General features: G+C 59.1%; 22 protein-coding genes. 7 read left to right on the top strand and 15 right to left on the bottom strand.

Going from position 1 to position 20,385, the window contains the following annotated elements; all coding sequences use genetic code 11:
- The first annotated feature begins 13 nt into the window (after positions 1 to 13).
- Positions 14 to 733, top strand: a complete 720-nt coding sequence (locus BKX96_RS06735; RefSeq protein WP_077183164.1) for an NAD(P)H-dependent oxidoreductase — start codon at positions 14 to 16, stop codon at positions 731 to 733.
- Positions 734 to 778: 45 nt separating this feature from the next.
- Here BKX96_RS06735 and BKX96_RS06730 read toward each other — a convergent pair whose 3' ends face one another.
- The 5 genes from BKX96_RS06730 to BKX96_RS06710 all read right to left on the bottom strand — a co-directional run bounded on the left by BKX96_RS06730 (position 779) and on the right by BKX96_RS06710 (position 5,331).
- Positions 779 to 1,174 carry a hypothetical protein gene (locus BKX96_RS06730; RefSeq protein WP_046820253.1) on the bottom strand — a complete coding sequence of 132 codons (396 nt, stop codon included), beginning with the start codon at positions 1,172 to 1,174 and terminating at the stop codon, positions 779 to 781.
- A 21-nt stretch (positions 1,175 to 1,195) separates the two neighbouring features.
- Entirely contained in the window at positions 1,196 to 1,594 is a 399-nt protein-coding gene (locus tag BKX96_RS06725; RefSeq protein WP_077183163.1) for a hypothetical protein, read from the bottom strand.
- A 202-nt stretch (positions 1,595 to 1,796) separates the two neighbouring features.
- Positions 1,797 to 3,029 carry a nucleoside permease gene (locus BKX96_RS06720; RefSeq protein WP_077183162.1) on the bottom strand — a complete coding sequence of 411 codons (1,233 nt, stop codon included), beginning with the start codon at positions 3,027 to 3,029 and terminating at the stop codon, positions 1,797 to 1,799.
- A gap of 44 nt (positions 3,030 to 3,073) precedes the next feature.
- Positions 3,074 to 4,126 carry a sugar phosphate isomerase/epimerase family protein gene (locus BKX96_RS06715; protein WP_077183161.1) on the bottom strand — a complete coding sequence of 351 codons (1,053 nt, stop codon included), beginning with the start codon at positions 4,124 to 4,126 and terminating at the stop codon, positions 3,074 to 3,076.
- Positions 4,127 to 4,164: 38 nt separating this feature from the next.
- A complete protein-coding gene (locus tag BKX96_RS06710; RefSeq protein ID WP_046820257.1) occupies positions 4,165 to 5,331 on the bottom strand; it encodes a Gfo/Idh/MocA family protein in 1,167 nt (388 codons plus the stop codon).
- Between the two features lie 189 nt (positions 5,332 to 5,520).
- Between BKX96_RS06710 and BKX96_RS06705 the strand changes: the two genes are divergently transcribed.
- Positions 5,521 to 6,528, top strand: a complete 1,008-nt coding sequence (locus BKX96_RS06705) for a LacI family DNA-binding transcriptional regulator (protein WP_046820280.1) — start codon at positions 5,521 to 5,523, stop codon at positions 6,526 to 6,528.
- Positions 6,529 to 6,552: 24 nt separating this feature from the next.
- On the opposite strand, the gene BKX96_RS06700 is transcribed toward BKX96_RS06705, so the two are convergent.
- Together BKX96_RS06700 and BKX96_RS06695 are read right to left on the bottom strand one after the other, a co-directional pair.
- Positions 6,553 to 6,891, bottom strand: a complete 339-nt coding sequence (locus tag BKX96_RS06700) for a hypothetical protein (RefSeq protein ID WP_077183160.1) — start codon at positions 6,889 to 6,891, stop codon at positions 6,553 to 6,555.
- A gap of 117 nt (positions 6,892 to 7,008) precedes the next feature.
- Positions 7,009 to 7,527, bottom strand: a complete 519-nt coding sequence (locus BKX96_RS06695; RefSeq protein WP_046820259.1) for a winged helix-turn-helix transcriptional regulator — start codon at positions 7,525 to 7,527, stop codon at positions 7,009 to 7,011.
- Between the two features lie 99 nt (positions 7,528 to 7,626).
- On the opposite strand from BKX96_RS06695, the gene BKX96_RS06690 reads away from it, so the two are divergent.
- Positions 7,627 to 8,250 carry a cysteine hydrolase family protein gene (locus BKX96_RS06690; RefSeq protein WP_046820260.1) on the top strand — a complete coding sequence of 208 codons (624 nt, stop codon included), beginning with the start codon at positions 7,627 to 7,629 and terminating at the stop codon, positions 8,248 to 8,250.
- An 8-nt stretch (positions 8,251 to 8,258) separates the two neighbouring features.
- Positions 8,259 to 9,824, top strand: coding sequence for an aldehyde dehydrogenase (NADP(+)) (locus BKX96_RS06685; RefSeq protein WP_077183159.1), 1,566 nt, complete (start codon positions 8,259 to 8,261; stop codon positions 9,822 to 9,824).
- 133 nt (positions 9,825 to 9,957) lie between these two features.
- Here the strand turns inward: BKX96_RS06685 and BKX96_RS06680 are convergent, their stop codons facing one another.
- From BKX96_RS06680 to BKX96_RS06670, 3 genes are all read right to left on the bottom strand, one after another.
- Entirely contained in the window at positions 9,958 to 11,028 is a 1,071-nt protein-coding gene (locus BKX96_RS06680; RefSeq protein ID WP_248686468.1) for a GGDEF domain-containing protein, read from the bottom strand.
- A 221-nt stretch (positions 11,029 to 11,249) separates the two neighbouring features.
- Positions 11,250 to 11,447, bottom strand: coding sequence for a YbdD/YjiX family protein (locus BKX96_RS06675; protein WP_046820263.1), 198 nt, complete (start codon positions 11,445 to 11,447; stop codon positions 11,250 to 11,252).
- 2 nt (positions 11,448 to 11,449) lie between these two features.
- Positions 11,450 to 13,507 carry a carbon starvation CstA family protein gene (locus tag BKX96_RS06670; protein ID WP_077183157.1) on the bottom strand — a complete coding sequence of 686 codons (2,058 nt, stop codon included), beginning with the start codon at positions 13,505 to 13,507 and terminating at the stop codon, positions 11,450 to 11,452.
- Positions 13,508 to 13,863: 356 nt separating this feature from the next.
- Between BKX96_RS06670 and BKX96_RS06665 the strand changes: the two genes are divergently transcribed.
- The 3 genes from BKX96_RS06665 (at position 13,864) to BKX96_RS06655 (ending at position 16,461) form a co-directional block, all read left to right on the top strand.
- A complete protein-coding gene (locus BKX96_RS06665; protein ID WP_046820283.1) occupies positions 13,864 to 15,234 on the top strand; it encodes a cache domain-containing protein in 1,371 nt (456 codons plus the stop codon).
- 7 nt (positions 15,235 to 15,241) lie between these two features.
- Positions 15,242 to 15,874 (top strand): response regulator, encoded by a 633-nt coding sequence (locus BKX96_RS06660; RefSeq protein ID WP_077183156.1) that lies wholly within the window; start codon positions 15,242 to 15,244, stop codon positions 15,872 to 15,874.
- A 224-nt stretch (positions 15,875 to 16,098) separates the two neighbouring features.
- Positions 16,099 to 16,461, top strand: coding sequence for a hypothetical protein (locus tag BKX96_RS06655; RefSeq protein ID WP_077183155.1), 363 nt, complete (start codon positions 16,099 to 16,101; stop codon positions 16,459 to 16,461).
- 79 nt (positions 16,462 to 16,540) lie between these two features.
- On the opposite strand, the gene BKX96_RS06650 is transcribed toward BKX96_RS06655, so the two are convergent.
- The 5 genes from BKX96_RS06650 to BKX96_RS06630 form a co-directional block, all read right to left on the bottom strand.
- Positions 16,541 to 17,428 carry a hypothetical protein gene (locus BKX96_RS06650; RefSeq protein WP_077183154.1) on the bottom strand — a complete coding sequence of 296 codons (888 nt, stop codon included), beginning with the start codon at positions 17,426 to 17,428 and terminating at the stop codon, positions 16,541 to 16,543.
- Positions 17,429 to 17,736: 308 nt separating this feature from the next.
- Positions 17,737 to 17,949, bottom strand: a complete 213-nt coding sequence (locus BKX96_RS06645; protein WP_077183153.1) for a hypothetical protein — start codon at positions 17,947 to 17,949, stop codon at positions 17,737 to 17,739.
- 88 nt (positions 17,950 to 18,037) lie between these two features.
- Positions 18,038 to 18,724: a DUF3829 domain-containing protein gene (locus BKX96_RS06640; RefSeq protein WP_256721481.1), complete on the bottom strand. Its 687-nt coding sequence runs from the start codon at positions 18,722 to 18,724 to the stop codon at positions 18,038 to 18,040.
- Between the two features lie 189 nt (positions 18,725 to 18,913).
- Positions 18,914 to 19,393, bottom strand: coding sequence for a hypothetical protein (locus tag BKX96_RS06635; protein ID WP_077183152.1), 480 nt, complete (start codon positions 19,391 to 19,393; stop codon positions 18,914 to 18,916).
- Positions 19,387 to 20,385: RHS repeat domain-containing protein (locus BKX96_RS06630; RefSeq protein WP_143512392.1), on the bottom strand; the 999-nt coding region annotated here is incomplete at its 5' end. The genes BKX96_RS06635 and BKX96_RS06630, both read right to left, overlap by 7 nt.

Raw genomic sequence — 20,385 nt, 5'->3', positions numbered from 1 at the left:
TCAAGGATTCACCATGAACGTTTTGATCGTGCATGCCCACCCCGAACCAAAGTCCTTCACCGCTGCGCTGCGCGACCAGGCGGTCCAGACCCTGCAAGCCCAAGGGCATGAGGTGCGGGTATCGGACCTGTACGCGATGGACTGGAACCCAGTGGCCAGTGCCGAGGACTTTTGCGTCAGGGAAAATCCCGAGTACCTGGTCTACGCGCTGGAACAACGACGCAACAGCAAGGAGCGGACGCTCGCCGCCGATATTCAGCAGGAACTGGACAAGCTGCTTTGGACAGACCTGCTGATCCTCAATTTCCCGATCTACTGGTTCTCCACGCCGGCCATCCTCAAGGGCTGGATTGACCGGGTACTGGTGTCCGGCATCTGCTACGGCGGCAAACGTTTTTATGATCAAGGCGGACTGAGCGGCAAGAAAGCCCTGGTGACTGTGACCTTGGGCGGGCGTGAACACATGTTCGGCGAGAAGGCGATCCACGGCCCCCTGGAAGACATGTTGCGCCCGCTGCTGCGCGGTACCCTGGCCTATGTCGGCCTGGAAGTGCTGCCACCTTTTGTCGGTTGGCATGTGCCGTACATTAGCGCCGAAGCGCGACAGGATTTTTTGCTCAGCTATCGCCAGCGCCTGGAAAACATCGAGGCGGACGAACCCATCCAATACCCTCGCCTGAGTCAGTTCGATGATCGACTCTATCCCCTGGGACTGGTTGACACCCCGTTGTAGTAACAGGCAAGTTCGCCGACGCCTTCAACAGCAAGCGTCATCACCTCATTGCGAAGTCAGGGTGTAGTGGTAGTGCACTGCGCCCGTCTGTGGATCTACCAGCCAGTAGTCATCCTTGTCCTTTTTCAGCCGATAACATTCCTTGGGGATCTTGGGCGAGGTGAAACAGATCACGCCATCCTTGACGGTCCAGTATTCGGTTTCGGGTGGGTTGCCGGACAGTTTGAATATTTCCGTGCCATCGGCATTGAAACTCAACGAATACGGCAAGCCCGAAGGCCCGACATTATGCAATTTGTTGCCTATCAGGGTGCTGCGCACCTGATCATCATCGAGCGCAACCGCCGAAGGTGAAACCGGCTTTATCGGATGGTTGCCAGACGAAGCGCAACCGGACAAGACAAGGGCCAGGAACAGGCAGCTCCAATATTCTTTGTTCATGCCGCACCTCGCCCATCAACTTTATTGAACGGTAAACTTGTTGTTGGTTTTATTTTTTACGCTATCGACAAACCAGATCGTGACTCCGTCGCTCAGGACTTTATTGCATTCCTTGCCATATTTCTGATAGCTCACGCAAATGACGTCCTCGGTGATTACCCAGGTACCGGCCTGCACAGGCTCGGTGGAAATATTAATGGTCGCGGTGCCGTCAGGATTCAGGGTTTCAGAGAAGGGGTATCCAGTAGAGGTGACGCTGGAGTGCTTGCGCCCTATTACCGTGGAATTGATCTCGCTTGCACTGAGCTGCTTTGCAGTCGCCGGGGCATCGGCATGGGCGTCCATGGCAGCTTGGTGACCAGAGGATGAGCAACCCGCCATCAAGCATATAACTATTGAACAGGCAATAATCTTATTCATAGCGCTCACCTTTTATCAGCCAGCGGATCCAATCTTTTAAGAGTAGTCACGTAGCACTGCGTAAATATAATTATTCACGATAAATTCAATAACCCGCGCACATTGCAAACTGCACGAACATGTAAATTATATGGACATTGGCCGTCACTTAATCCAAATAATGTTCGCGCAGTGCAACACCCCAACTTATTGATACCCTGGGTCAAACCGTGGTTTGTACAGCCACCGCCTGTCGCCCCTTGAACGCCAGGGAAAAACAGAAAAAGATCGCCAGGGCAAACCCGGCCGGGAACAGCCAGATGCTTTTCCAATCATGGGCGCCCGCCGTCGCGGCGTAGTGGTCGGTGACCTGCCCCGCCACCCAGAAACCGATCAGCATGCCCAGGCCGTAGGTCGCCAGGGTGATCAAGCCCTGGGCGGAACTCCTGAAACGCTCCGAAGCCTTGGCATCGGTGTAGATCTGTCCGGAAACGAAGAAAAAGTCATAGCAGATGCCGTGCAAGGCGATACCGGTGAACAGCATGAACGCCAGGTCACCGTTGTTGCCGTAGGCGAACAACAGGTAGCGCAGAGCCCACGCCAGCATCCCCACCAGCAGCGCAAGCTTGATCCCGAAGCGCTGGATGAACAGCGGCAGAAGCAGCATGAACAGTACTTCGGAGACTTGCCCGATGGCCATTTTCGCCGTGGGGTTGGTCACGCCGATTTCCGCCAGGAACGGGTTGGCGTTCTGGTAGTAAAACGCCAACGGAATGCAGATCAGGATGGAGGCGATAAAAAACACCAGATAACTGCGATCCTTGAGCAACCCCAGGGCATCCAGCCCGAGCATCTGCTTGAGACCGCCGCTCGATTCGCCCTTGAGCGGTGCGGTACGCGGCAAGGTGAAGCTGTACACGCCCAGCAGCAGTGACGCGATCGCCGACATCAGGAAGGTGTTGCGCAACCCGCCGGAGGAAATCGCCGCTTGTGAGTCCCAGGCAAACACAAAGCTGATCACCACACCGGCGACGATCCAGCCGAGGGTGCCCCACACGCGGATGCGCGAAAACTCCAGCGCCGGGTCGCTCATCTGGCGGAACGCGACGGAATTGACCAGGGCCAGGGTCGGCATATAGACCATCATGTAGGCCAGCACGAATGGATAGAAGGTGCTGAAATCCGGTGCTCGATACAGTTGATACAGCAACACCGCGCCCACCAGGTGCAACACGGCAAGAATGCGCTCGGCGTTGAAGAAGCGGTCGGCGATCAGACCGATCACGAAGGGCGCGATGATCGCGCCCCATGACTGGGTCGAGAACGCCATGCCGATCTGCCCGCCAGTGGCGCCCAGATTGCTGGCAAGAAAGGTACCGAGGGTGACGAACCAGCCACCCCAGATAAAGAACTGCAGGAACATCATTGCGCTTAGCCGCGCGGTCATCGTGGTCATGACAGTCACCGTCTTATTGTTGTTGTGGTGCGAGAGAAACGGGTTCAGGCGTCGGGTAGCCCCAACAATCGACGATTGAAGGCGGCGTCGGACGACACGCTGGCGAAATCGTCAAAGGCCTTGCGAGTCTTGCTGATCATGTGTCGCTCGATGAATGCCGCACCTTCTGCGGCGCCCTGCGCGGAGTCCTTCAGGCAGCACTCCCACTCCAGCACGGCCCACCCGGCGTAGTCGTATTGGGTCAATTTGCTGAAGATCGACTTGAAGTCGATCTGGCCATCGCCCAATGAGCGAAAACGCCCCGGCCGCTCGACCCAGCCCTGGTATCCGCCGTAGACACCGGAACGGGCATCGGGCCGGAATTCGGCGTCCTTGACGTGGAACATGCGGATGCGCGCGTGGTAGCGATCGATGAAGCCCAGGTAGTCCATTTGCTGCAGCAGCAGGTGGCTCGGGTCATACAGGATCGCCGCACGGGGATGGTGATCGACTGCCTCCAGGAAGCGCTCGAATGAAGCGCCGTCATGCAGGTCTTCGCCGGGGTGGATCTCGTAGCACAGGTCGACGCCGGCCTCTTCGAAACAATCGAGAATCGGCAACCAGCGCCTGGCCAGTTCGGCGAAACCCTGCTCGACCAGACCACTCGGGCGCTGCGGCCAGGGGTAGAAGTAGGGCCAGAGCAGCGCGCCGGAAAACGTCGCGTGCGCCCTCAAGCCCAAGCGCTGACTGGCGCGTGCCGCCAGCTTCAACTGGTCGATGGCCCAATCGGTGCGGGCCTGGGGTTGGCCGCGCAAATGTGCCGGTGCGAAGTCATCGAACAGCGTGTCGAACGCCGGATGCACTGCCACCAGTTGGCCTTGCAGATGGGTCGAGAGCTCACTGATCTCGACGCCCGCCTGGGCGCAGACCGTTTTCAGTTCATCGCAGTAATCCTGGTCTTCGGCGGCGCGCGCAAGGTCAATGAACGACGTGCCCAGCGTCGGCAGTTGAATGGCCTTGTAACCCTGGGATGCCGCCCACCGGGCGATGTTGGCCAGGGTATCGAAGGGTGCTTCGGCGGACATGAACTGCGCGAGGAAAATCCCCGGGCCTCGCATGCCGGTTGCGGTAGTGTCAGTCACGCAAGTCTCCAGAGTCATGGGGTGCAGACCAGTTCGGTCCACTTGGCGTCGCCACGATGGTTGGCGATCACGGTTTCAATGAACGCCATGCCGCGCAGGCCGATGTCGATACCGGGCACCCCGGGCGCATCGTGCCCCGCGACGTTGCCACGGATGGCGCGGGCAAAATCGCCGTAGAGATTGGCCATGGCTTCGAGATAGCCTTCGGGATGCCCGGCCGGCAAACGCATGCGCTGGCTGGCGGCATCGCACAGCCACGGCTGGCCGACACCGGAGCGCAGGATGCGCATGGGTTGATCGAGGGCACGGTGGACCAGGCTGGCGGGTTCCTCCTGTCGCCATTCCAGTGCGCCCTGGTCGCCATAGACGCGAATTTTCAGCGGGTTCTCTTCGCCGGCGCAGACCTGGCTGGCGATCAACACGCCGCTGGCGCCGCCGGCCATCTTGAACAGCATCGAGGCGTCATCGTCCAACTGACGGCCGGCGATGTGCACGCCCAACATCGCGCACAACTGCTGGATCGGTTGATCCGCGACAAACTCGGCCAGGGAAAAGGCATGGGTGCCGATGTCACCGATGCAACCGCCCACACCGGACTGCTCCGGCCTGTCGCGCCATAGCGCCTGCCTGTTGCCCTGCCCAGCCACATCCTGGCTGAGCCAGCCTTGGGGGTATTCGACAATGACCTTGCGCACCGCACCGATCACGCCGCTGCGCACCATTTCGCGCGCCTGCCAGACCATGGGGTAGCCCAGGTACGTATGGGCCAGGCCGTAGAGGCGACCGCTGCGTTCGACCACGTCCTTGAGTGCCAGCAATTCCACCAGGTTCAGTGCCGCAGGTTTTTCGCTGAACACATGAAAACCCGCACCCAGCGCCTGGCTGGCAACCGGAGCGTGCAAGTGGTTGGGGGTGACGATCACCAGCAACTCCATGCGCTGCTCAGCGGGCAACCCACGCTCGGCCTCGATCATCTGCTGCCAGTCGCTGTAGCAGCGCGAGGTCGGCAGGCCCAGTGCCGCGCCGGTATTCAAGTTGTTCTGCGGGTCGCGGCTGAAGGCGCCGCACACCAGTTCAAAACGCCCATCGAGCCCGGCGGCCTGACGGTGGGCTTGAGCGATGAATGCGCCCTCGCCGCCCCCGACAAATCCCATTCTTATTTTTGCTGTTGCAGCGTTCATCGCAATGTTCTCTGTTTGAAGCGGCTTTTCAGACTGAAGCCAGGCGGCGATGTAACCGGTTACATCGTGGCGGAAATTTAGGCTCAGTTTCAATGCCTGTCAAACCCCGTGATTAAAATCAATGAACATTTCAGCCCAGGAATAACTGCGTTAAGCTCGCCGGCCGTGCGGTTCGATAACGAGGTGATCTTGTCCAATATCCGTGAAGTAGCCAGGCTGGCCGGCGTCTCGGTGGCCACGGTGTCCAGAACCCTGAAATCGCCTGAGCGTGTGCTCCCAAAGACGCGGGACAAGGTCAACGCGGCCGTGGAACAGGCCGGCTACAGGCCGAACCTGATGGCGGTGCAGTTTCGTTCGCGCCGCACCGGCAACCTGGTGATCCTGGTGCCGGCCATCGCCAACACATTTTTCGCCCGGGTCATCAGCGGCGCGCAACAGGCGGCCCAGGCAGCCAACTATCGGCTGCTGCTGTGCGACACCCAGGGTCGCGAGGAGATCGAACAGGAATTCGCCGAACTGGTGTACAACCACCAGGCCGACGGTGTGATCCAGTTGCGCGCCTATGACCCGTTCGAGGCGCCCTTCCCCAACACCGAACTACCGCCTATCGTCAACGCCTGCGAGGTGATCCATGGCGGCCGTCATCCGACCATCAGCCTGGATAACCGCGCGGCCGCCAAGGCCATGACCGAACACCTGATCGAACTGGGCCACCGCCGGATCGGCCTGATCAAGGGCCCTAAAAGCAGCCCGCTGACCCGCGACCGCGTGGCCGGTTATCAGGATGCCTTGCGTCAGGCCGGGATTGATTGCGACCCGGCACTGATCTGCCATGGTGATTTCAGCCTGAAAGCCGGTGATGAAGGCGCCGCCGCCATGCTGGATCTGCCAGAGCGTCCCACTGCACTGTTCTGCGAAAACGATGAAATGGCCATCGGCGCGTTGAAACGCATCAAGCAACAGGGTTTACGGGTGCCCGAGGATATTTCGCTGGTCGGTTTTGACGACATTCCCTTCGCGGCTTACTGCGACCCCCCGCTGACAACCATCGCGCAACCCGCCGAAGTCTTCGGCCGCAAAGCCGTCGAGATGCTGATTGCGCTGATCGAAAAGAAACCGCTGGTACAACGCCATGTGGTGTTGCCGTTCGAGCTGACGCTGCGCGGCAGCACGGCGGTGGTGAACGCAGGCCAGTAAGGGTCGGCTGTATCGAGGGCCTGCCTAGAGGCATTCCTGGGCCGCACGTTCGAGGCTCGATGGCCCGAACGTCGAGGCCAGCAACGTGCGTTCGTACAGGAACACCTTGCCGCCATTCGAGGCCTTGTAGGCTTCGAGTACATCATCGGCGGCGACCTTGCTCGATACAACGATTCGATAACTGCGTTGGGTTTGCGAGATCGTGGCGCTCAGCGCGTCTTCCTGCAGTTTCGGCAGGACACACTGGGCGTAGTCCGCCGGGGCCTTTTTCGTCTGCAGGGTCAGCGTCGGGTCATTAGGTGCAGAAGCACACCCGGACAGCAGCAAGGGGGCGATCAGCGCCAGTCGAGTCAGCATCTTCATCACAGGGTTCCGGAAGCGTTTTCAATGCACGCGATACTCCCTGTTTGCCGGCAACAACAGAACTTGTGATGGATGATTGTGACTATCAGTGCAACGAATAGTTAAAGACCCCGGCCCTCACTCCGCGGACTTGACCGCCGGCCCACGCTTGAACCCCTCGCGCCGTTCCTGGCGCTCCTGGGCATAGGCCGCACTCGGCTCGCTGCTCAATTCGTCACGGCGCAGCAACTCACCGCAATGTTCGCACAACGGCCCCAGCCCTGCGGGCTGTCCGCAGCGCTGGTGGGTGTAATGCACGGCCAGGCCCTCTTGCGGCGACTTGCACCAGGTTTCCCCCCAGGCGCGCAACGCCAGCACCACGGAGTAAAACGCCTGCCCCTTGGCCGTGAGGTGGTACTCGTAGCGCGGCGGCCGCTCGTTGTAGGCGCGGCGCTCGACCATGCCGTCCGCCTCCAGGCTTTTCAGGCGGGTCGCGACCATCTGCGGGGTGCCGCCGGTCTGCGCCTGGATGTCATCGTAGCGATGATTGCGCATGAACAACTCGCGCAGCACCAGCACGGTCCAGCGATCGCCGACCACGTCTTCGGCCCGGGCAATCGGACACAAGGTTTGCGGGCTAGTCTTTTTTAACGCCATACGGGCTTGCCTCTTTCCAAGTAACTATGATTATCATATCTACGCGCTGCCACGGCAAGCCCATGGCACCGAACCGCCCATTTTCCCGGAGCATTAGTCATGTCCAACGCACCCTACCCATTGGCTCGCACCGCTTACCTGCTGGTCGATCCCTACAACGACTTCCTCTCCGAAGGCGGCAAGATTTTCCCGCTGCTGGAGCCGATCGCCCGGCAAGTCGGCCTGCTCGACAACCTGCGCACCCTCGACCGTACGGTCCGCGCCCTCGACATACCGGTGTTCATCGTACCGCACCGGCGTTGGGAGCAAGGCGACTACGAGAACTGGGATCACCCCAGCCCCACCCAATGCAAGATCCAGCACATGCACCACTTCGCCCGTGGCGAATGGGGGGGCGAATGGCACCCCGATTTCGCGCCCCAGCCCGGCGACACCGTGGTCCAGGAGCATTGGGGCTCCAGCGGTTTTGCCAACACCGACCTGGATTTTCGCCTCAAGCAGAAAGGCATCACCCACGTGATCATCGTCGGCCTGCTGGCCAACACCTGCATCGAGGCGACCGCCCGCTACGCCCAGGAACTGGGCTACCACGTCACCCTGGTGCGCGACGCCACCGCCGCTTTCAAGCCGGAAATGATGCACGCGGCCCATGAACTGAATGGCCCGACCTTCGCCCATTCGATTGTCACCACCGAGCAACTGACCGCCACCCTCAAGCTGTGAGCACGCCCATGAAACTGACTGGAAACCTGTTGATCGGCGCCAACGAAGTCGCCGCCAGCGCAGGGACGATGAAGGCGCTGAACCCCGCCACCCATCAGCTTATCGAGCCGGAGTTCGCCTTCGGTGGCGCCGCTGAAGTGGACCAGGCGGCGATCCTCGCCGACGCCGCGTTCGACCACTACAGCCATACCTCGCTCGCCGAGCGTTCGGCCTTGCTGGAGCGTATCGCCGACAACCTGCAGGCCGTCGCCCAGCCGCTGGCCGTTCGGGCCGCCCTGGAAACCGGTTTGCCCGAAGCACAACTGCTGGGCGAAGCGGCCAGGGCCGCCACGCAACTCCGGCAATTCGCCGAGGTGGTGCGCCGCGGACGTTTTCTCCAGGTGGCCATCGATCCGGCCCAGCCTGAGCGCCAGCCACGCCCGCGCATGGATCATCGCCTGCAGAAAATCGCCCTCGGCCCCGTGGCGGTGTTTGGCGCCAGCAATTTCCCCATCAGCTACTCGGTGGCAGGCGGCGACACGGCCGCGGCGCTGGCGGCCGGCGCGACGGTGATCGTCAAGGCCCACAACGCTCACCCGGGGGCCTCGGAAATCCAGGCCCGGGCCATCCGCAAGGCCGTGCAGGACAGCGGCTTGCCTGAAGGCGTGTTCTCGATGGTGCGCGGCGCCGGCAATGGGATCGGCGAAGCCCTGGTCGACCATCCGTTGATCAAGGCGGTGACCTTCACCGGCTCCGAACAGGGCGGCATGGCCCTGTATCGCCGGGCGCAGCTACGCCCTGAACCGATCCCGGTATTCACCGAGATGGCCAGCGTCAACCCCACCTTCATCCTGCCCCAGGCACTGGCCGAGCGTGGTGCGCAGATCGGTGACGGTTTCATCGAGCGCATGCTGGTCAATGTCGGGCAGGCCTGTCTCAAGCCGGCGATCCTGATCGCCATCGCCGGGGCCGGTTTCGAGCCCCTGCGCGCGGCCATGATCAACCGGGTAGCGGCGGCAGCGGCACGGCCGATGCTGACGCCGGGCATCCATGGAGCGTACTTGAGCGGACTCGACAGGTTGCACGGCGCCGGTGCCAGGCCGGTTGCCGAAGGCCTGGCCGCCACTGCGGCACTGGACGGCCAGGCCCTATTGCTCGAGGTCGACGGCCCGCGTTTTCTTGGCGAAACAGGCCTGGCCGAGGAAGTGTTCGGGCCGGCCGCGTTGTTGGTGAAAGTCGAGGATGAGGCGCAAATGCTCGCGGTCGCCCGGGCGCTGCGCGGTCAGCTCAGTGCGGCCATGCACCTGGAAGACATGGACCTGGGACTGGCCCGTCGTTTGCTGCCGATCCTGGAACGGCGCACCGGGCGGATCGTCGTCAACGCCTTCGCCCATCCCCAGGAGGTGTCTTTCGCCAGCGTGCACGGCGGGCCGTTTCCGGCATCGTCAGACAGCCGTTTCACTTCGGTGGGCATGAGTTCCATCGAGCGCTTCCTGCGGCCGGTGTGCTACCAGGGCTTTCCCGATGCGTTGCTGCCCGAGGCGCTGCGTGAGGGCAACCCGCTCGGTGTGCCGCGCAGCGTCGACGGACAATAAGCAGTTTTCGCGCCTGGCAAATGCTGAATGTGGGAGCGGGCTTGCTCGCGAAGAGGGAGTGTCAGGCGACATCATTGAACCTGACACGCCCCCTTCGCGAGCAAGCCCGCTCCCACACTTGATCTGCGTCAGGTCAGGAAAAGGTGGTCGCCGCCCCTTCCTGCAAGGCAAACACCTGATTCCGCCCATTGCGCTTGGCCTGGTACAACCCGTCATCGGCACGGGTCAGCAGACTCTCCAGGTTGTCGCCGGGCTGGGCGTGGGCGACGCCGAAAGACGCGGTCACGGTGTCCAGCACGGTGTCGGTGCTGCGCGCCTTGATCCGCAAGGACTGCACTTTCAGCCGCAGATGCTCGGCGAAGGCACAGGCGCTGCCCAGGTCGGCGCAATCGGGCAGGACCACACAAAACTCTTCACCGCCGTAGCGCGCCGCGAACGCATTGGCCGGCAATGCGCCGCGCAGCACTTGGGCTACATGCTGCAGGACCCGGTCGCCCAGTGGGTGACCGTACTGATCATTGAATTGCTTGAAGTGGTCGATATCCAGCATCAACAGGGCCACACCACGGGAAGCCTGGCCCAGCGCCTTTTCCAACAGGCGGGTGAACGCCGTGCGGTTGAACAATTCGGTCAGGCCATCGAGGGTCGCGGCCAGTTGCGCGCGCTGCAGCTTGTCGCGCAGGGTCTTGATTTCGTCCTGGGCCGAATGCAGCTGCGCGAGGAAGTGCTCCTGCTGGCTCTGCATCAGCCGGGTGCTCTGCTGCAGTTCGCTGAGGATGCCCGGCAGGCGGTCACTGGCCGGCTCGTCGAGCATTTCCAGGCACTGCCCCAGGCGATTCTGAAAGTTGAGGCTACCCTCCACACTCAGTGAGACGTCGCGCTCCATGCCATCGACCAGGCTGATGACCTGATGCTGTTCGGCGCGGGCATCTTCCAGTTCGTCACGGATGATGTACTGGCGAAACAGGCGGGTCGCCGACTCTGGCGGGCAACCGTCGAAGTCCCGGACTACCCGGTCCAGGTGACGATTGAGCTCCGGGTCCTGGCCCTTGCTGTAGGTGTACCAGAGGGCGTAGTGCACGGGGTTGGGCGGGATGTTATGGCGAACCATCAGCGGCACGGCCTGCTTGAGCAGGGCCGCCGCTTCGCGGGAGTCTTCCGGATACAGCGCTAGGACATTCGCACGTGTTACTGATGAGCTCATAACGTCACTGTGGTTGTTTATCATGGGCATTTCGGCTGTGCGCTGAGCATACCGATACGCCTGACAAACGGCTATCCCCACAATGACCTCACAACCGCCCCATTTCTCGCGGCTTTACCCGATCCACTGCAGGAGCCCGGCTTGCCGGCGAAGGCGTCCGGAAGATCGCCATAGCCGGCAAGCCGGGCTACTACAGGGGTGTGTTGCCTAGGCGTGGTGCATCAACAACACTTCGGCCCAGCCTTGCTACCGTAACGAGCCTCCTGGCGTTCCCGGAAGAATGCCTCGTAGTCCATCAGCGGTTTGTCCGGATGCTGGGTCTGCATATGTTCGACATAGTTGTCGTAGTCCGGCATCCCCACCATCAGGCGCGCGGCCTGACCGAGGTATTTACCGAGGCGACTCAAGTCATTGAACATGCTCAGGCCTTCGGCAGCGCATGGAACGGCGCTTCCTTGTCCGTACGTTCTTTTGTACCCCAGGCGGCGATGCCGACCTTGAGCGCAAAGAACAGGATGCTGAACACCACGAACAGGAACAGCGCGGTCAGCGTGGCGTTGGTGTAAGCGTTGAAGATCACGTGCTGCATCTGTTCAATGCTCTTGGCCGGTGCCAGCACCTGACCGTTGGCCAGGGCATCGCTGTATTTTTTTGCCAGGGCCAGGAAGCCGATCGCCGGGTTGGCGTCGAACAGCTTGATGAAGCCCGCTGTCGTGGTGCAGATCAGCAGCCACACCGCCGGCAGCAAGGTCACCCAGACATAACGCTGGCGTTTCATCTTGATCAGCACCACGGTGCCGAGCATCAACGCGATACCGGCCAACATCTGGTTGGAGATACCGAACAGCGGCCACAAGGTATTGATGCCACCCAGCGGATCGATCACGCCTTGGTACAGCAGGTAACCCCACATGGCCACGCAACCGGCGGTGGCGATCAGGTTGGCGGTCCAGGATTCGGTGCGCTTGAGCGATGGCACGAACGAGCCGAGCAAGTCCTGCAGCATGAAACGCCCGGCACGGGTGCCGGCGTCCACCGCGGTCAGGATGAACAGCGCTTCGAAGAGGATCGCGAAGTGGTACCAGAACGCCATGGTGTTTTCACCTGGCAGTAGCTGATGCAGGATCTGCGCGATGCCGACGGCCAGGGTCGGTGCACCGCCGGCACGGGCCAGGATAGTGGTTTCACCGATGTCGTGGGCCACCGCCTGCAGCGCTTCCGGGGTGATTGCAAAACCCCAGCTGCTGACGGTTTGCGCCACGGCAACCGCGTCGGCACCGACCACGGCGGCCGGGCTGTTCATGGCGAAGTACACGCCCGGGTCGATCACCGAGGCCGCAACCATGGCCATGATGGCCACGAAGGATTCCATCAGCATGCCGCCGTAACCGATGTAACGGGCGTGACCTTCACTGGCGAGCAGCTTCGGCGTGGTGCCGGAAGCGATCAGCGCATGGAAGCCCGACACGGCGCCACAGGCGATGGTGATGAACAGGAACGGGAACAGACCGCCCTTCCATACCGGGCCAGTGCCATCGATGAACTGGGTCAGCGCCGGCATTTTCAGCTCGGGCATGGTCACCAGGATGCCGATGGCCAGGGCGACGATGGTGCCGATTTTCAGGAAAGTCGAGAGGTAGTCACGGGGTGCCAGGATCAGCCACACCGGCAACACCGCGGCGACAAAACCATAACCGATCAGCATCCAGGTGATCTGGATACCGGTAAAGGTAAAGGCCTTGGCCCACACCGGATCCGCAGCGATCTGCCCGCCGAGCCAGATGGAACCCAGCAGCAACAGCACGCCGATCACCGAGATTTCACCGATACGGCCCGGGCGGATGTAGCGCATGTAGATGCCCATGAACATCGCGATCGGGATGGTCGCCATTACCGTGAACATGCCCCACGGGCTATCGGCCAAGGCCTTGACCACGATCAGCGCCAGCACTGCAAGGATGATGATCATGATCAGGAAGCAGCCGAACAGCGCGATGGTGCCGGGAATACGGCCCATTTCTTCGCGGACCATGTCGCCCAGGGAACGGCCGTTGCGGCGGGTGGACATGAACAGGACCATGAAGTCCTGTACGGCACCGGCCAGCACCACGCCGGCAATCAGCCACAGCGTGCCGGGCAGGTAGCCCATCTGCGCCGCCAGTACCGGTCCGACCAGGGGCCCTGCGCCGGCGATGGCCGCGAAGTGGTGACCGAAGAGCACGTGTTTGTTGGTCGGCACGTAGTCCAGGCCATCGTTGTTGAGTACAGCGGGGGTGGCACGATTGGGGTCCAGCTGCATCACTTTGTTGGCGATGAACAGGCTGTAGTAACGATAGGCAACGAGGTAGATGGCGACGGCTGCAACGACGATCCACAGGGCGTTGATCGCTTCGCCGCGGCGCAGGGCCACGACACTCAGCGCAATCGCTCCCAGGACAGCCACGGCAAACCAGGCGAGGTGTTTAGCCAGACGGGGCATAGAGGGTCTCCTGCCGACAGCTCGTGACTGCGGCGGTAATTTTTATAATTGTGTCCGCTGAGCGGAGCTGGCCCAATATCCGCGCATGGCGTCCACAAATAAATCCGCGTTACTACGTACGCGGGGCCTACGTAGTTCTACGTAGATGACCCCGATCAAATGTGGGAGCGGGCTTGCTCGCGAAGGCGGTGGATCAGTCAACATTTCTGCTACCTGAAACGCCGCATTCGCGAGCAAGCCCGCTCCCACATTGGTTTGCATTTCATCCCAGCCTTCAGTCATTCCGTCCAGCAACGCTACAGGCAATGCCCATCTTTGGCATATGATCCCCACCCCTCGCGCGGGCAGGAGTGAACATGCAGCTCAAACACAAGATCGTCGCCCTCGGTATTTTGCCGCTGGTGCTGGCCATTGCCGTCATTTGCGCCCTGGTGATTTCCCTCAACCGCCAATTGGGTGATCAACAGGCGCAGCTGATCGAAGACAGCATCCTGATGAGCAAGCGCGCGGAACTGAAAAACTACGTCGAAATGGCCAAAAGCCTGATCGAGCCGCTGTACGACAACGGCCAGGGCGATCAGCGCGCCCAGCAGCAGGTGCTGGAAGAACTGCGCAAGCTGAGCTTTGGCATCAATGGCTATTTCTTCGTCTACGACCACGAAGGCCGCAGCCTGATGCACGCGCGCCAGTCGGAACTGGTGGGCCAATACCTGTGGGACATGAAGGACCCCCACGGCCTGCCGGTGATCCAGGCGCTGCTCAAGAGTGCGCAATCGGGCGAAGGCTTCCAGCGCTACGCCTGGAACAAGCCCTCCTCCGGCCAGGTCACCGACAAGCTCGCCTACGTAGTGATGCTCGATCGCTGGGGTTGGATGCTCGGCACCGGCATCTACCTCGAAGACGTCGAGCGCGCCACCCAGCAGGCCCGTGCCGAAGTGGCCCAGGGCATCCGCAAGACCATGATGGCGATTGCCGTGGTGGCGCTGGTGGCGGTGCTGTTTGTCTTCGCCACCGGCATGACCCTCAACGTCAGCGAGCATCGCCTGGCCGACAAGAAACTGCAGCGCCTGACCCAGCGCATCGTCAGCCTGCAGGAGGAGGAACGTTCGCGGGTATCACGCGAACTGCATGACGGCATCAGCCAGGTGCTGGTCTCGATCAAGTTCCAGTTCGAACTGGCCAGCCACTTGCTGGAAAACGGACAAAACCACGACAAAGGCTTGAACACGTTGAAAGACGCCACCGAGCGCCTGGGCGAAGCCATCGGCGAAGTGCGCAGTCTCTCCCATGATCTGCGCTCATCCTTGCTCGATACCCTTGGCCTTCCAGCCGCCATCGGCCAACTGGCTGCGGAATTCCAGCAGCGCAGCGGCTTGACCGTGACCTATGACGAAAACGAATTCGACTGCCAACTGGTCGACGGCGCCGCTGTTGCGCTGTTCCGCATCGTCCAGGAAGGCCTGACCAACATCGAACGTCACGCCCAGGCGAAAAACGTGTCCATCAGCCTGCGCGGTTGTGAACAGTCCGTGCGGCTGACGCTGGTCGATGACGGCATGGGGTTCAATGTTGCCCAGGTCGAACGTCGCCAGGCCGGCATTGGCTTGCGTAACATCCGCGAACGCGTCGAACATTTTGGCGGGCGTTTCGATCTGATCTCGATGCCAGGCAGAAGCGAGCTGGACGTACGGCTGCCGATGAAACCTGGCGCAAAACTACAAGAGTGAACCTTGCATGAACCTGCCCTCCCCGATCCGTGTCGCCCTGGTCGACGATCACTCCCTGGTCCGCGACGGCATCAAGGCGCTACTGGCCGTGATGTCGCCCCTGGAAATGGTCGGCGAAGCGGAAAACGGCGCCGAGGCCATCGAGATGGTCGGGCGCTGCCAGCCCGACCTGCTGCTGGTCGACATCAGCCTGCCGGACATGAACGGCCTGGAACTGACCCGCGTGCTGCGCACCCAGTACCCGTCGCTCAAGGTGCTGGTGCTGAGCATGTACGACAATTACGAATACGTCAGTGAATCGGTGCGCTCCGGCGCCAGCGGCTACGTGCTGAAGAATGCCCCGTCCCGGGAAATCATCGCCGCCATCGAAGCCATCTCCAGCGGCGGCACCTTCTACAGCGCCGACATCGCCCAGCGGCTGATTGCCGACAGGAACACCGACAACGAACTCACACCGCGGGAAAGCCAGGTGCTGGCGAAAATGGCCCAGGGCCTGAACAACAAGGAAATGGCCCGGGAACTGGACATCAGCGTGCGCACCGTGGAAACCCATCGCCTGAGCATCCGGCGCAAGCTAAACATCGACAAACCGGCGGCACTGGTCAAGTACGCCCTTGATCACGGACTGATTTCCCGCTAACGCCACGAACCCTGTGGGAGCGGGCTTGCTCGCGAATGCGGTGTGTCAATCAACGATGATGGTGACTGGCACACCGCATTCGCGAGCAAGCCCGCTCCCACAAGGATCACCGAATCCTCCATTGACTACGTCAATAGTCACCATTAACTCAATGAAGTTCTCTTAAAAACTGTGCGGCGTAACATCAGCTCCATACCAACCAACAACACCCGGAGCACACGATCATGAAACGCCAAACCCTCCTCAGCATCGCTTTCTCGGTTTTTGCAGTTAACGCTTTTGCCGCTACCTCTGTTCAACCTGTTGTGGCTGAAGGTGGCTCGGATCGTCTGATTGAAAGCCGAGTGGCTGAGGGTGGTTCTGACCGCCTGATCGAAAATCGTGTGGCTGCCGATGGTTCGGACCGTCTGCAAGGCAACACCGTTGCCGCCGATGGTTCCGACCGCCTGCAAGGCAACACGGTCGCCGCCGATGGCTCCGACCGCCTGCAGGGCAACACTGTCGCTGCCGATGGCTCCGACCGCCTGCAGGGCAACACCGTCGCCGCCGATGGTTCCGACCGCCTGCAGGGCAACACCATCGCCTGACCCTATCGCTGCACCGCAGTACCCAACAAAAAGCCCGGCCTGATCAGCCGGGTTGATTTTATAGTGAGGGTAAGGTGCCTCAGGCCAGGCTTGACGTCGTCTTCTCGCTGCCGGTGCGCTCGCCGTCCAGCAATACATCCAGAGTGGTGAGGAACAGGTCATGGCTCATGATGCCGGTGCACACCGTTGATAGAATCTGTCGCCCGGTTGTATCGTTGATAGTGACCATCTCAGTCCACTTATTCAAATCAACGGTGGAGAGTGTCGACAGCGGAACTTTACTACCCTCAACTTCCAGAAACTCAGGTGTCACATTGATCGGCAGAGTAGTGATATTCAGGAAGTCCCCAGCAATTCGCTTGCGCCAGACCTGGCCGGTAGGCACATAGTTGAAAGTCACTGCGCCGCCAGTCTCAAGCTGCTTCATCACAACCGGCAGACGCTCGCGCACGTGCAGCTCACGCACCTGCTCCTGAAACTCAAAAAAACCTTTGAGCGACGCGATAGTTCGATGAAATGGCTCACTCTCATTAGGTCGGTACGCCAGGTTGGTAATCAAGCCAGAGATTGCCGTTTGCCCCGAACTGAACAGATACAGGTCTTCTATTTCAGCAAACGCCGTGTATCGATGATCCGCTCCGCTAATAGCAACGATACCGTGCTCGTAAACCTCATAATGGGTCCCGCGCAGCTTCTTCTGCCACGCGTAAAGTCCGAATAGAACTGCCGAAATGACGATCAGCAAACCACTAGTGGAATAGATCAAAACCTGCGGACTGAAATCACGACTGGTGTTCGCTCCGGCACTGCCCGCTGGCAGGATGGTACCCAGGTACAACACAAATCCTGCCAGTCCCAACATGACGATGGCGAACAACAGCATGAAAACCAGAAAGCCCTTGCCATGGCGGTAGGTTTTGATCAGTTGACCTGTCACGGTTGGAGAGTGTGTCGTTGATTGCTGCATAAGATGGTTACTTCCTTGGTAGTTGATTTAAAAACACCGAAATCCAGACGGGAGCCTGCGATTTCACTGTCGATTCCATTGCGCGACTTCAGATACAGCTTGTACGGTTCAGCCCGTTGATCACAGAATCAAAGGACTGCCCGAAAGATTTGGCATCTCGCTGGATGGGATTATTCATTTTCCACATCATTTGTCGTTGCTCATCAGGCTTGTAGCCACCGTTTCTTGCCGTATTGATCGCTTCACGCCCTTTACCGACAAAACGGTTCAAATCACTGAAAAAAGGGGACTGAAAAAAGGGGACAGATTTATTTAGGGAAAAACGAAAAACGGTCCAAAATAAATCTGTCCCCTTTTTCACTGCCCGCTGGCAGGATGGTACCCAGGTACAACACAAATCCTGCCAGGCCCAACATGACGATGGCGAACAACAGCATGAAAACCAGAAAGCCCTTGCCATGGTGGTAGGTTTTGATCAGTTGACCTGTCACGGCTGGAGAGTGTGTCGTTGATTGCTGCATAAGATGGTTACTTCCTTGGTAGTTGATTTAAAAACACCGAAATCCAGACGGGAGCCTGCGATTTCACTGTCGGTTCCATTGCGCGACTTCAGATACAGGTTGTACGGTTCAGCCCGTTGATCACAGAATCAAAGGACTGCCCGAAAGATTTGGCATCTCGCTGGATGGGATTATTCATTTTCCACATCATTTGTCGTTGCTCATCAGGCTTGTAGCCACCGTTTCTTGCCGTATTGATCGCTTCACGCCCTTTACCGACAAAACGGTTCAAATCACTAAGCAAGACACTGAATTTGAGCGCTGGTGTCTGGGATTTGCCCTTCTTGTCCCAGCCTTCGATCATTTGAGCGGTCTTGTTCAAACTGTCCTCGAAAGTCCTGGCAGCTTCTTGCGCTCCAGCAGAGCGGAAAAACTCATCGGACAAACGTACAGATTGCTTGGCATAAAGCACGATGCCCGCGCGGTAATAACCCAAACTGTCCTTCTCGGCGTCATCAAAGGCAGTCTTGGTGTTGATCTCGTCGCGTTGGCTGATACCGTCATAAAACTTCGCCTGCTCCACGGCGACATCCTGCAAGGCAGCCTCCAGCGAGGGCTCCATTTCCCTGGCTTTTTTCCCGCCATCGCTCAGGTACCCCTTGGAATCCGCATAGTTGGCGAGTTCTGCGTGAATCGGCTGCAATTTTGCGAGCGCCACAAGCATGCCTTTTGCAGGCTCATCCAGCTCTGGCATCGGGTAAGAGAGTGCCAACGCCTTGTTTAGGTTATCTTGCAGAACGAGGAAAAAGGGGACAGATTTATTTAGGGAAAAACGAAAAACGGTCCAAAATAAATCTGTCCCCTTTTCCCTCTTTTCCCTCTTTTCCGCTGGTCCCCTTTTCCGCTGCCTTTTCCGCTGTCCCCTTTTCCGCTTTTCCGATCTAAAACAATGAAATCTCGCCAGAAAAATTTGTCAGTGCACGACTCACCTGGCGCTCTCACAGAACTTAATTACTTGTTTAGAATAAGCACTAGCCTTAGGAATTCTGGACTCTTTTAGGTATTTCTGTAGCAACTCCACTCCTTTACTAGCGAGTAGAAATTCGATTGCGTTAGCTAACAAAAAACCTGGCGCATAACCTTTGCTAACGACATTTGAATCTTTGTCCTCTTCACTCGGCTCTTCGCCAACCGGATACTCTTGCTCATCAGGCAAGCCATTTAAAGCCCTATGCTTTTTAACTGAGTAGGCCTTCAATTCGGTGGAGCGCTGAGAAATTAACGATTCAATTTCATTCCCGTTCAGCCCGGATCTAGTAATCGCAGCAGCGTCCAAGTTCGCGAACACATCCTCATAGCTCGCCCTAACACTAATACCTAAAATCTTCTTCAATTCTTCGACAGAATCTTTATAATTCTGGGAACTGATTATTTTTTTCGCGACATCTAAATTTTCATCTACCATATATCAACCCCTTTCACTACTCTAATCAGATCTGAACCTACATGCCTAAATGCATCTACTGCCTCATGCTCCCACGGAGTTAATGAGAGTAAATTCGAGGTCTCATGAACACCGGCGCCACCGACCCGCTGTGGAATATCATTATGATGAAGCTCCATTGCGACATCTTTTCTCGTAATTTCAAACGTTTTGCGATTCATGACTTCCACAGTCATTCTAGGAGCTTTACCTTCGGCCATATTAGCCAAATTGGCGGGTGAATATACTTGGCTCGGTGATTTAGCCTCCGCCTTCCAATAATTCTTTCTTGCCGAACTCCAGCACTCCCATCCCCATGGGTCAATCCATCCAGTCGGGCTAGGTACGTAGCGATAAAGATTGTTTCCCCCATCTAACCCAATCGGATCTTGCGTTACAAACCGCCCCACCTCCGGATCGTAATACCGAAACGTGTTGTAGTGCAGCCCCGTCTCATCGTCAAAATACTGCCCCTGAAACCGCAGGTTCTGCTCGACATCATTGACCGCCAGCCTTTCAACCGAACCCCACGCCTTGTACGTCGCCTGCCAGACTATGCTCCCGTGCGCGTCGGTCATCTCCAACGGCGTACCAATCTGATCAGTGTGGAAGTAGTAAAGCTTCCGCTCCTCACCTTCCGCCTGGTCGACACGCGCCAACGGCGCATAACTCCCCGGTTCATACAGGTACAAACTGCTCTGCCCCGGTCGCTCTTCGCGCAGCATCCGCAGGCCTTGCCACAAAAAGTGCTTCTGCTCGGTCTTGCCGTTGACCTCTGAAACCTTGCCAACCCGTCGCCCCAGGCTGTCATACCGATACGCACCGGTACTCTCCAGCCTGCCATTCACCAACGTCTCAGCCCGCACCAACCGATTTTCACAGTCATACACAAACGTCTGCAGCTTGCCCATCCCACTGCGTTTTTCAATCAGGTTGCCCCACGCATCGTAGGCATATTCCTGATCCCGCCAGCG

Source organism: Pseudomonas putida (assembly GCF_001976065.1).
In the GTDB taxonomy this organism is placed as follows: domain Bacteria; phylum Pseudomonadota; class Gammaproteobacteria; order Pseudomonadales; family Pseudomonadaceae; genus Aquipseudomonas; species Aquipseudomonas serbica.
This window is presented reverse-complemented; position numbering and strand designations above follow the sequence as displayed.